Source organism: Bradyrhizobium sp. Crot121 (genome assembly GCF_059512385.1).
On record NZ_JCAMOR010000029.1, the window covers coordinates 56,814 to 68,463 of the forward strand.

Sequence of the window (11,650 nt, forward strand, 5' to 3'; positions counted from 1 at the left end):
GCCTCACTTCGGCGCGATGCCGGCGAACTGCAGCACAGCGGCAACGACCACCACCATCACCAGCGACAGCGGCAGGAACACCTTCCAGCCAAGCCGCATCAGTTGATCGTAGCGGTAGCGCGGCACGATCGCCTTCGCCATCGCGAACAGGAAGAACATGAAGAAGAGTTTCAGCGCGAACCAGATCACGCCGGGGATCCAGGTGAACGGCGGCAGCGCCACCGGCGGCAGCCAGCCGCCGAGGAACAGGATCGTCGCCAGCGCGCACATCGTGGTGATCGCGACATACTCGCCGAGCATGAACAGAAGATACGGCGTCGAGCCGTATTCGACCATGAAGCCCGCGACCAGTTCGGATTCCGCTTCCACGAGGTCGAACGGCGGGCGGTTGGTTTCCGCCAGCGACGAGACGTAGAACACCACGAACATCGGCAACAGCGGCCACACATACCAGTTCAGGATGGTGAGCTGCGGCAGGCCGATCAGGTGGGCCAGCCCGCGGGTGTTCTGCGCTTCGACCACCGCGGAGAGATTGAGCGAACCGGCGCAGAGCAGCACGGTGATGATCACGAAGCCGATCGAGACTTCATAGGACACCATCTGCGCCGCCGAGCGGAGCGCGGCCAGGAACGGGTATTTCGAGTTCGACGACCAGCCGGCCATGATGATGCCGTAGATCGACAGCGAGGAGATCGCGAAGATGTAGAGCACGCCGACATTGATGTCGGAGATCACCCAGCCGAAATTCATCGGGATCACCGCCCAGGCGGCGAGCGCGAGGACGCAGGACACCAGCGGCGCCAACAGGAACACGCCCTTGTTGGCGCTGGCCGGGATCGTCGGCTCCTTCAGCACGAACTTCAGGAGGTCGGCGAAGGATTGCAGCAATCCCCAGGGTCCGACCACGTTGGGGCCGCGACGGATCTGCACCGCCGCCCAGATCTTGCGGTCGGCGAGCAGGATGTAGGCGATCGCGATCAGGAGCACGACGAGCAGGAGCACGCTCTGGGCCAGCATGATGATCAGCGGCCACAGGAAACCGGTCCAGAACGAGCTTGCGAAGAAATCAGCCATCAGGTCACGCTCACTCCGCTGCCGTCAGCATCCGCGCCGAGGCCAGGCGCGAACATTCCGCCATCACGGCGGACGCCCGGGCGATCGGGTTGGTCAGGTAAAAGTCCTCGACCGGACTCTGGAATACCGCCTTGTCGGCGCTTCCGCCCTTCGACGCAAGCGCCTTGATATCGTCGGCCTTGCCCGGTTCGATCTGGTCGATCCGCATCAGGTGCGGCACCGCCTTGAACAGCGCCTGGCGCAAGGCAGCCAGCGAATCGTAAGGCAGCTTCTTGCCCAGCACGTCCGAGAGGGCGCGGATGATGGCCCAGTCCTCGCGCGCTTCCCCGGGCGGGAACGCGGCGCGGGCGGCCATCTGCGCCCTGCCCTCGGTATTGACGTAGATGCCGGACTTCTCGGTGTAGGCCGCGCCCGGCAGGATCACGTCGGCGCGGTGCGCGCCGCGGTCGCCATGGGTGCCGATATAGACGACGAACGTTCCGTCCGGCACCTTGATCTCGTCGGCGCCGAGCAGGAACAGCACGTCGAGCGTGCCAGGGGTCGTCATCTGCGTCGCATTGAGGCCGCCGGCGCCGCCCGAAAAGCCGACGTCGAGGGCACCGACCCGGGAGGCGGTATCGTGCAGCACGCCGAACCCGTTCCAGCCGTCCTTCAGCGCGCCGAAGTCCAACGCAAGCTTCGCCGCCTGCGCCAGCACCGCCGCACCGTCCTGGCGCGCGAACGCGCCGGCGCCCACCAGCACGATCGGGTTCTTGGCATTCTTGAGCACGTCGGCGAAGGAATGCTTGCCGGCAGCGAGAGCTGCAAGCGTCTCCGGTCCGGCGCCAAGATAGTCGTAGTCGTAGGTCAGGTCCGCCTTGGCACCGATCACGCCGATCTTGAGCTGGCCGGTCCGCCAGCGCTTGCGGATACGCGCGTTGATGATCGCGGCTTCCTTGCGCGGGGTCGAGCCGATGATCAGGAGCGCGTCCGCCCGCTCGATGCCCGCAATCGTCGGATTGAAGATGTAGCTGCCGCGGCCCGCCTTCGGATCGAAGGCATCGCCACCCTGCACGGCGAGGTTGGACGAGCCGTATTTCGCCAGCAGCTCCTTCAGCGCGAACATCTCCTCGACCGCGGCAACGTCGCCGGCGATGGCGCCGATCCGCTTGCCGTCGATGCGGCCGGCCTTGGCCGCGATCGCTGCGAAGGCTTCCTGCCACGAGGCCGGGCGGAGCTTGCCGTTCTCGCGGATATAGGGCCGGTCGAGCCGCTGGGTACGCAGGCCGTCGACGATGTGGCGGGTCTTGTCGGAGATCCACTCCTCGTTCACGGCCTCGTTGATGCGCGGCAGGATCCGCATCACCTCGCGGCCGCGGGTATCGACCCGGATCGCCGAGCCGACGCCATCCATCACGTCGATCGACTGCGTCTTGCCGAGCTCCCAGGGCCGCGCCACGAAGGCGTAGGGCTTGGAGGTCAGCGCGCCCACCGGGCAGATGTCGACCAGATTGCCCTGCAGTTCCGAACTCAGCGCCTGCTCCAGATAGGTCGTGATCTCCATGTCCTCGCCGCGGCCGGTCGCCCCCATTTCCGGGGCGCCCGCCACTTCCGCGGAGAACCGGACGCAGCGCGTGCACTGGATGCAGCGGTTCATCGAGGTCTTGACCAGCGCGCCCAGATATTTGTCCTCGACCGCGCGCTTGTTCTCGGCGAAGCGGCTGGTGTCGACACCATAGCCCATCGCCTGGTCCTGCAGGTCGCATTCGCCGCCCTGGTCGCAGATCGGGCAGTCCAGCGGATGGTTGATCAGCAGGAACTCCATCACGCCTTCGCGCGCCTTCTTCACCATCGGCGAGCGGGTGGAGATTTCCGGCGGCTCGCCCTTGGGGCCTGGACGGCAGTCGCGCACGCCCCAGGCGCAGCTTGCGACCGGCTTCGGGCCGCCCTTCACTTCGACGAGGCACATCCGGCAGTTGCCGGCGATCGACAGCCGCTCATGGTAGCAGAAGCGCGGGATTTCGGCGCCGGCGGCCTCGCACGCCTGCAGCAGCGTGTATTCCGGCGGCACATCGATCTCTTTGCCATCGATGATCAGTTTGGTCATTTCTTTACGTCTTTCCCAGCTTGCAGTCGGGCGGCACGACGCTGGCGGTTTTCAGTGAAGCCTTCACCCATTGCTGGGTGTCGGCGCTGTAGGTCGCGAGATAGGCCGGCTCGGCGGCGACCTTGGCGCAGAGGAACGGCAGATGCGGCCTCAAATCGTAGTCGCAGGAAGCCGCCCATTCCCGCCGATTGGCAAACGCCGACATCGCCTCCTCGCAGGCATAGAGAAAGTACGAGACGAAGCTCTCGTACTGCACCTGGTCCTCCTGGCTCCCCGCCTTGATCCGCTCATAATCCGGCTGCGCATATTTCGGGTTCTTGAAGGCAAGATCGGTGTAGCCAAGAAACGCCTGGCGCGCGCTGGAGGCGCGATTGCCGGTACGCAGCTCGTTGATCTGGAACAGGATCGCAACAAAGCCGAGCAGCGCCACGGCCGCCTGCGCCATCTGCGCCAGCGTCCCGTATCTCTGCCACCAGAAGCTTGGTTGCGACATTACCATCACTCCGCCGCCACCATGTGCGCGGGATCGAGCACGCCGACATCATCAATGTCAGCCTTGTGCGAATATTGGTCGATGCGCGCTTCGATCTCGTGACGGAAGTGCGCGATCAGGCCCTGGATCGGCCAGGCCGCGGCATCGCCAAGCGCGCAGATGGTGTGACCCTCGACCTGTTTCGTCACCTCGAGCAGCATGTCGATCTCGCGCTTGTGGGCGCGCCCTTCGGCCATGCGGGTCAGCACGCGCCACATCCAGCCCGTGCCCTCGCGGCAAGGCGTGCACTGGCCGCAGCTCTCGTGCTTGTAGAAATAGGAGATGCGCGCGATCGCCCGGATCAGGTCGGTCGACTTGTCCATCACGATCACGGCCGCGGTGCCGAGGCCCGAGCGCAATTTGCTCAAGGAGTCGAAATCCATCGGCGTGTCGATGATCTGCTCGGCCGGCACCATGCGCACCGAGGAACCGCCGGGGATCACCGCTTTCAGATTGTCCCAGCCGCCGCGGATGCCGCCGCAATGCTTTTCGATCAGTTCGCGGAACGGAATCCCCATCGCCTCTTCGACGTTGCAGGGCCGCTCGACATGGCCGGAGACACAGAACAGCTTTGTCCCGACATTGTTGGGCCGGCCGATACCGGCAAACCAGGCCGCGCCGCGGCGCAGGATATCCGGAGCAACCGCGATCGATTCCACATTGTTGACCGTGGTCGGGCAGCCGAACAGGCCGACATTGGCCGGGAACGGCGGCTTCAGCCGCGGCTGGCCCTTCTTGCCCTCGAGGCTTTCCAACAGCGCCGTCTCTTCGCCGCAGATATAAGCGCCGGCGCCATGGGCGACGTAGAGGTCGAATGGCCAGCCATTGACGTTGTCCTTGCCGATCAGCCTGGCCTCATAGGCCTGATCGATCGCAGCCTGCAGATGCTCGCGCTCGCGGATGAATTCGCCGCGGACATAGATGTAGCAGGCATGCGCGTTCATCGCGAAGCTCGCGAGCAGGCAGCCTTCGATCAGGAGATGCGGATCGTGCCGCATGATCTCGCGGTCCTTGCAGGTGCCCGGCTCGGATTCGTCGGCGTTGACCACGAGATAGCTCGGCCGGCCGTCGGTCGATTCCTTCGGCATGAACGACCATTTCAGGCCGGTCGGAAAACCGGCCCCGCCGCGGCCGCGCAGACCGGAGGCCTTCATCTCGGCGATGATCCAGTCGCGGCCCTTGTCGATGATCGCCTTGGTGCCGTCCCAGGCGCCGCGGCGGCGCGCGCCCTCGAGGCCCCAATCGTGGAGGCCGTAGAGGTTCTTGAAGATGCGGTCCTTGTCGTCGAGCATGCCTAGAACTTTCCAAACATCAACGATTGGCCTGGGCGTAAGCGAGCCCCGCAGCGCATCCGCCGAAGGTCAGCGCCCACAACAGGCTGGATTCGAGCGAGGCGTTCAGCCCATAGCGCTGCAGCAGGAAAATGAACGCGGCAGCGACCGCCGCGTGGAGAGCGATGTAACGCCAGTGTTTCATCGCGACCTCCCTTCCCGCCCGCTGCCATGCGAGACCAGGCCTCATGTGGTTTCCTTCAGCGTGGTCGGCCCGCCCGCCGGCGCCGAGAACTGACGGTCGACCTGCGGACCCGGCTTCGGCGGATTGCCCGAGGCGAAACCATCGAGCACTTTGCCGAAGCTCTCCTTGGTCAGGTCCTCGTAGGTATCCTTCCAGATCTGGACCATCGGCGCGTTCACGCAGGCGCCGAGGCACTCGACCTCTTCCCAACTGAAATTGCCGTCCTTCGACAATTCGAAGGGCTCGTGACTGATGCGATGCTGGCAAACTTCGATCAGGTCGCCGGCGCCACGCAGGCGGCAGGGCGTGGTGCCGCAGACCTGCACATGCGCCTTCTTGCCGACCGGCTGCAACTGGAACATCGTGTAGAAGGTCGCGATCTCGAGCACGCGGATGTGGGGCATTTCGAGCATGTCGGCGACGGTGCGGATTGCGGCTTCCGAAACCCAGCCCTCGTTCTGTTCCTGCGCCCGCCACAGGATCGCGATCACAGCGGAGGCCTGACGTCCCGGCGGATACTTCGCGATCTGCTGCTTGGCGAAAGCGAGGTTCTCCTCCGTGAACGCAAAGCTCGCGGGCTGCAATTCCTTCGGGGCAAGACGACGGACCGACATTTCTTACTCTCTCATTGCATGCGGCGAACGGGCTTCGCATTCAGCGCGTTGATCCGGTCCTGCCAGAAGGCGCTTGCGGTGCCGAACACGTTGTAACCGACATGGGTCGATACCTTGATGCGATCGAGGATCGAAAGCTCGGTCACGGCTTCAAGGCGATTGGAGCTGGGATCGTAGACGATCAGCTTGAGCGGGGTCTGTTCGAGGATGTAGCGCGACACGGTGTGCTTGCGGTCGCTGCCATGCTCCTCGCACAGCAGCACGCTGTCGCCCTGCATCAGCCGCAAGCCGCCCTTCATCGCCTCGATCTCGACGCCCTCGACGTCGAGCTTGATCAGATATTTTCCGTCCAGCGCGATCTTGCCGTCGTCGAGCAGATTGTCGAGCGCGATCACGGGCACGTCCTCGCCGCCGGTCTGGTCGCCGGCGATGCTGAACGCCTCATGCTTGGTGCCGGAGAGCTTTGCCGTACCCCTGCCTGCGCCGATCGCGCATTTCATCGTCTCGAAGCGATTGCCGTTGATCGCGGCGTTGTTCGCAAGCTTGGGAAAATTCTGTCCCGACGGCTCGATCGCGATCGCCTTTTGCGAACCGAACGGCTTGCTCGAAACCAGCACCGACCAGTAGCCGTAATTGGCGCCGCAATCGATCAGCGTGTAGTCGACGTCGGCGGAATCCTTGAACAGCAGTTCGAGCTCGTCCTCGTAATGGTAGGAGCGGTTGAGCAGCTTGCTCCAATAACCGTCCCCATAGGGAAACTCGAACACCGCGTCCTCATTGAGCCGGATGGCGATGTTGCGCTCGGGCAGCGTCTTGCGCAGCAGGTTCGCGCAGGCGATGTAGCCCATGTGGGAAAAATGCGAGGAGATCTTCGAACCGGTCGACAGCGCCAGCGCAGCCGTCCGCTCCCACAGGTTGGCTCCTTCGAGAGCCCCTGAGGCGCGGTCAAACTGGATGGGCGGCTGCACCATCACCGATCGACCTCTCCGAACACGATGTCGAGCGAGCCGAGGATCGCGGAGACGTCGGCGAGCAGATGGCCCGTGCAGATGTGATCCATCGCCTGCAGATGGGCAAAGCCCGGCGCCCGGATCTTGCACTTGTAGGGCTTGTTGGTGCCGTCGGAGACGAGATAGACACCGAACTCGCCCTTAGGCGCTTCCACCGCGGCATAGACTTCGCCGGCCGGTACGTGCACGCCCTCGGTGTAGAGCTTGAAGTGATGGATCAGCGCTTCCATCGAGCGCTTCATCTCGCCGCGGCGCGGCGGCGCGATCTTGTTGTCCTCGACCACGACCGGCCCCTGCCCGTCTGGCGATTTCAGTTTCTGGATGCACTGCTTCATGATGCGCACCGACTGGCGCATCTCTTCCATCCGGATCAGGTAGCGGTCGTAGCAGTCGCCGTTCTTGCCGATCGGGATGTCGAAATCCATCTCGGCATAGCATTCATAGGGCTGCGACTTGCGCAGATCCCAGGCCGCGCCCGAGCCGCGCACCATCACGCCCGAAAAGCCCCACTCCCAGGCTTCCTTCAGCGACACCACGCCGATATCGACGTTGCGCTGCTTGAAGATGCGGTTACCGGTGAGCAGCGTGTCGAGGTCCGCGACCACTTTAAGGAACGGATCGCACCACGCCTCGATATCGTCGATCAGCTTCGGCGGCAGGTCCTGGTGCACACCGCCGACGCGGAAGAAGGCGGCATGCATGCGCGAGCCGGAGGCGCGCTCGTAGAACATCATCAGCTTTTCGCGCTCCTCAAAACCCCACAGCGGCGGGGTGAGCGCGCCGACGTCCATCGCCTGCGTGGTGACGTTGAGCAGATGCGACAGGATGCGGCCAATCTCGCAATAGAGCACGCGGATCAACTGCCCGCGCCGCGGCACCTCGATCCCCAGCAGCTTTTCCGCCGCGAGGCAGAAGGCATGCTCCTGGTTCATCGGCGCGACGTAATCGAGCCGGTCGAAATACGGGATCGCCTGCAGATAGGTCTTCTGCTCGATCAGCTTCTCGGTGCCGCGATGCAAGAGCCCGATATGCGGATCGACGCGCGCAACGACCTCGCCATCGAGTTCAAGCACCAAGCGCAGCACACCGTGCGCCGCCGGATGCTGCGGTCCAAAGTTGATGGTGAAGTTGCGCAGATTCTGCGGTTGCTCGTTCATGATCAGGCCTTCGGCTCCGCCTTCGCCTTCTCGTCTCCGGGCAGCGGATAATCCGCACCTTCCCAGGGCGAGAGGAAATCGAACTTGCGGAATTCCTGGTTGAGGCGCACCGGCTCGTACACCACCCGCTTCTCCTGGTCGTCGTAGCGGACCTCGACGAAGCCGGTGAGCGGAAAGTCCTTGCGCAGCGGGTGGCCGTCGAAGCCGTAATCGGTCAGCAGCCGGCGCATGTCAGGATGGCCGGTGAAGATCACGCCATAGAGGTCGTAGGTCTCGCGCTCGAACCAGTCGGCGCCAGGAAAGACCTCGATGATCGAGGGCACCTGCGTGTTCTCGTCCGCCTCCGCGCGCAGGCGGATCCGTGTGTTCAGCGTCGGTGACAGGAAGTGGTAGACGACGTCGAACCGCTTGTCCCGCTCGGGATAATCGACCGCGGTCACATCGGTGATGTTGACGAAGCGCAGGGCCGGATCGTCGCGCAGGTGCCTGACGACGTCGACGATCTTCTCGGCGTCCACGTCAACCGTGAGCTGATTGAATGCAACCGAATGCGCCTTCGCAGCGCCGGGAAGCGCGCTAACGATCGTCTGCCCCAAGGCGTCGAGCTTGGCGTCGTCCATGACGTAATACCTTAGCGTTCGATAGTGCCGATGCGGCGGATCTTCTTCTGCAGCAGCAAGACGCCGTAGAGCAGCGCTTCCGCCGTCGGCGGACAGCCCGGCACGTAGATGTCGATCGGCACGATGCGGTCGCAGCCGCGCACCACCGAATAGGAATAGTGGTAGTAGCCGCCGCCATTGGCGCACGAGCCCATCGAGATCACGTAGCGCGGCTCCGGCATCTGGTCGTAGACCTTGCGCAGCGCCGGCGCCATCTTGTTGGTCAGCGTGCCCGCGACGATCATCACGTCCGACTGCCGCGGCGAGGCGCGTGGCGCAAAGCCGAAACGCTCGACGTCATAGCGCGGCATCGAGACCTGCATCATCTCGACCGCGCAGCAGGCCAGGCCGAACGTCATCCACATCAGCGAGCCGGTACGGGCCCAGGTGATCAGGTCGTCGGCAGCCGCGACGAAGAAGCCCTTGTCGGAGAGCTCGTGGTTGATCTCGCGGAAATAGGGATCATTGGCGCCGACCGGCTTGCCGGTGGCGGGATCAAGGATGCCCTTGGGCGCCGGCGCGATCGCCGGCCGGGGCGTTGCGACGGTAGGGCTCAATCCCATTCGAGCGCGCCTTTCTTCCATTCATAGGCAAAGCCGACCGTCAGCACGGCCAGAAACACCATCATCGACCAGAACCCGGTTGCGCCCAGCTTGCCGAACGCCACCGCCCAGGGGAACAGAAACGCCACTTCGAGGTCGAAGATGATGAAGAGGATCGCCACCAGATAAAAGCGGACGTCGAACTTCATACGGGCGTCGTCAAAAGCGTTGAATCCGCATTCATAAGCGGAGAGCTTTTCCGGATCGGGCTGCTGGAATGCGAGCAGGAATGGCGCAATCAGAAGCGCCAGGCCGATCACGCTCGCGACCCCGATAAACACCACAAGTGGAAGATAATTCTGCAGGATGCCGTTCATCGGCGGTGCCTTCTTGCTGCGGTTTCGGACGGCCGCAGATTCGTGTCATTGGAATTATTCTTGAGCCTTAGCGCAGCGCAACAGAGGGCGCAAGACAAGCTATTTTAAAGCTCTGCCGGGCGGAGCCGCCTCCGATCAACCGGTGTTGAATGCTCGTTCTCGCCCCACATGAAGAACGCGTGACCTCGAAGGTTCGTGCCCCAGATTTGCAGCTCCCGATCGGCTCAAATCCACGGTGGCTAATAATCGCCCGGCCGTCTCTGCGCGCCTCTCGTTTAGTTGAACCGCAGCGGTCCTGTCGGCCGACACGGTATGTTGGCCCGCCGCCCCTGTGGCAGCGTTATCCCCAGGGAATCCTCCTTCGTTTGTGACTTTTTTCCTTTAGCCCCAGCCGCCTGCGGTCAGACACGCTTCGCAGGAAACCAATCCCGCCGAGCAACGAAACCATTTTGGGGAACCCGCGAAACCATCCTGAAACAGATTAAAGCTACCTGTCTTCCCGACAGGCGGCGGCAAAGTTCGCCCGGAGGCGTCAGATGAACCACTCAATTCACTCGGCGGATCGCTCGACCCACCTGAAGATCGTGGTGGTCGCGCTGGTGGCGGGCATTGCGGTCACAGCCTTGGGTATCGCCGCGCGCAACAATTCGGAGTTCACCCAGACCGCCCAAACCCAGGTGGTGAAGGCTGGCAAGCCGGTGGCGATTACCAGCTCGGGGACCTCCACGGTCCGCTGACCCGCACATTCCCTGACAAGGCACCGAAGGCCGCCTCCGGGCGGCTTTGTTCTTTGGTGGGCTTGCGAAGCTGACAGACTGCCCGGTTTGGAACAGCCTGTACCAATCCGGCGCAGGCGCTGGCAACAATCGCCCCCACCTTTCGCCGCCGCCGACCTGGATTCGGCTGCACGACGGCCTATGCGGCGGGCCGAAAACCCCGAAAACCCCGCCTCCGCTACCGCCGTTAACCGCATTACCTGGGTTTCGGCGCCCCTGATGGCCTCCCTCGTCACTGCGGCACGATCGCTGCCCTTCCAAGGCATCTTCCGTCGCATCCGCCCCGATGCGGCACAGAGGCAGCCTGGAGGATTGCATGTCCGTCACCCACTACGCGCCGCCGTCGGCGGGTCTCGCCGACTACATCGCCATCGCCCGGCCCGATCACTGGATCAAGCACGTGCTGATCGTGCCAGGCGTCGCCTTCGCGATGATCATGGCAGGGACCGGACCGGTCGACTACGCGACGGTGGGAGAACGCCTGCTCGCCTGCCTGTTCGTCGCCATGGCGCTGTCGTCCGCCAACTACACCATCAACGAATGGCTCGATGCCCCCTTCGATGCGATGCACCCGACCAAGCGGGCGCGTCCGGCAGTGCAGACCGCGATGTCGCCCAGCATCGTCTTCGCCCAGTATATCCTCTTGACCGGCGTGGGCCTGCTCGTCGCCAACCAGCTCGGCCGGAGCTTCGCCCTCACCGCCGCCGTATTCGCCGCTTTCGGCGTCATCTACAACGTGCGCCCGATCCGGGCCAAGGATCGCGCCTTCCTCGACGTCATTGTCGAGTCCCTCAACAATCCCCTGCGCTTCCTGTTCGGCTGGTTCGCGGTGGTCCCGCATATCGCCCCGCCGATCTCGATCCTGCTTGCCTACTGGTTCGGCGGCGCCTTCCTGATGGCCGCCAAGCGCGTTTCCGAACATCGCGCCATCGTCGAGGCCGGCGGCACCGCCAACCTCGCCGCCTATCGCCCCTCCTTCGCCGTCTATACGCATTCGAGCCTGGTGACGAGCTGCCTCGTCTACGCCCAGGGCTTTGCGTTCATGATGGCGATCTTCCTGATCAAGTACCGGATCGAATACATCGTCGCGATCCCGTTCCTGATCGCGCTGTTCGCCGCCTACATGCGGCTCGCATTGACCCCGGATTCCGCGGCCGCACGGCCCGAGGAGCTGATGCGGCAGCCGTCCATGCTGATCGCCGCTGCCGTCACCATGGCGCTGTTCGGCATCCTGACCTTCGTCGACCTGCCGCTGCTCAACAGCCTCACCAGTTCGGACCTCATCCGTCTCAGCGGGGGTCGCTGACC

13 protein-coding genes are annotated in these 11,650 nt (G+C 63.9%); 2 read left to right on the forward strand and 11 right to left on the reverse strand.

All coding sequences use genetic code 11. The features are described 5' to 3' along the window. Positions 1-3 precede the first annotated feature (3 nt). From nuoH to AC5ZGW_RS24240, 11 genes are read right to left on the reverse strand one after another with little or no spacing between them, the layout of a single operon-like run. Positions 4-1,074 (reverse strand): NADH-quinone oxidoreductase subunit NuoH, encoded by a 1,071-nt coding sequence (gene nuoH / locus AC5ZGW_RS24190; RefSeq protein WP_028162795.1) that lies wholly within the window; start codon positions 1,072-1,074, stop codon positions 4-6. 10 nt (positions 1,075-1,084) lie between these two features. Next, positions 1,085-3,160 (reverse strand): NADH-quinone oxidoreductase subunit NuoG, encoded by a 2,076-nt coding sequence (nuoG, locus tag AC5ZGW_RS24195; protein ID WP_463328394.1) that lies wholly within the window; start codon positions 3,158-3,160, stop codon positions 1,085-1,087. Between the two features lie 4 nt (positions 3,161-3,164). After that, on the reverse strand, positions 3,165-3,653 hold the full coding sequence (locus AC5ZGW_RS24200) for a hypothetical protein (protein ID WP_130227009.1): 489 nt from the start codon (positions 3,651-3,653) through the stop codon (positions 3,165-3,167). 5 nt (positions 3,654-3,658) lie between these two features. Continuing rightward, complete coding sequence (gene nuoF, locus AC5ZGW_RS24205; protein WP_130227010.1) at positions 3,659-4,984, reverse strand: NADH-quinone oxidoreductase subunit NuoF; 1,326 nt, start codon at positions 4,982-4,984, stop codon at positions 3,659-3,661. 19 nt (positions 4,985-5,003) lie between these two features. Then, positions 5,004-5,168 carry a hypothetical protein gene (locus AC5ZGW_RS24210; RefSeq protein WP_165420951.1) on the reverse strand — a complete coding sequence of 55 codons (165 nt, stop codon included), beginning with the start codon at positions 5,166-5,168 and terminating at the stop codon, positions 5,004-5,006. 41 nt (positions 5,169-5,209) lie between these two features. Then, positions 5,210-5,821, reverse strand: coding sequence for an NADH-quinone oxidoreductase subunit NuoE (nuoE, locus tag AC5ZGW_RS24215; RefSeq protein ID WP_130227011.1), 612 nt, complete (start codon positions 5,819-5,821; stop codon positions 5,210-5,212). Positions 5,822-5,832: 11 nt separating this feature from the next. Continuing rightward, positions 5,833-6,792 (reverse strand): FkbM family methyltransferase, encoded by a 960-nt coding sequence (locus tag AC5ZGW_RS24220; protein WP_165435296.1) that lies wholly within the window; start codon positions 6,790-6,792, stop codon positions 5,833-5,835. Next, positions 6,792-7,988 carry an NADH-quinone oxidoreductase subunit D gene (locus AC5ZGW_RS24225; protein WP_028162801.1) on the reverse strand — a complete coding sequence of 399 codons (1,197 nt, stop codon included), beginning with the start codon at positions 7,986-7,988 and terminating at the stop codon, positions 6,792-6,794. The genes AC5ZGW_RS24220 and AC5ZGW_RS24225 overlap by 1 nt, the downstream gene beginning before the upstream one ends. Before the next feature lie 2 nt (positions 7,989-7,990). Next, positions 7,991-8,608 (reverse strand): NADH-quinone oxidoreductase subunit C, encoded by a 618-nt coding sequence (locus tag AC5ZGW_RS24230; protein WP_130227013.1) that lies wholly within the window; start codon positions 8,606-8,608, stop codon positions 7,991-7,993. 11 nt (positions 8,609-8,619) lie between these two features. Continuing rightward, positions 8,620-9,210, reverse strand: a complete 591-nt coding sequence (locus AC5ZGW_RS24235; protein ID WP_028162803.1) for a NuoB/complex I 20 kDa subunit family protein — start codon at positions 9,208-9,210, stop codon at positions 8,620-8,622. Next, on the reverse strand, positions 9,201-9,566 hold the full coding sequence (locus AC5ZGW_RS24240; RefSeq protein WP_130227014.1) for an NADH-quinone oxidoreductase subunit A: 366 nt from the start codon (positions 9,564-9,566) through the stop codon (positions 9,201-9,203). Before AC5ZGW_RS24240 ends, AC5ZGW_RS24235 begins: the two co-directional genes overlap by 10 nt. A gap of 536 nt (positions 9,567-10,102) precedes the next feature. On the opposite strand from AC5ZGW_RS24240, the gene AC5ZGW_RS24245 reads away from it, so the two are divergent. Then, positions 10,103-10,303 carry a hypothetical protein gene (locus tag AC5ZGW_RS24245; protein ID WP_028162805.1) on the forward strand — a complete coding sequence of 67 codons (201 nt, stop codon included), beginning with the start codon at positions 10,103-10,105 and terminating at the stop codon, positions 10,301-10,303. A gap of 355 nt (positions 10,304-10,658) precedes the next feature. Continuing rightward, the gene (locus AC5ZGW_RS24250; RefSeq protein ID WP_165435297.1) at positions 10,659-11,648 is read left to right on the forward strand and encodes a UbiA family prenyltransferase; all 990 of its coding nucleotides are present in this window, start codon (positions 10,659-10,661) and stop codon (positions 11,646-11,648) included. The last annotated feature ends 2 nt before the right edge of the window (positions 11,649-11,650 follow it).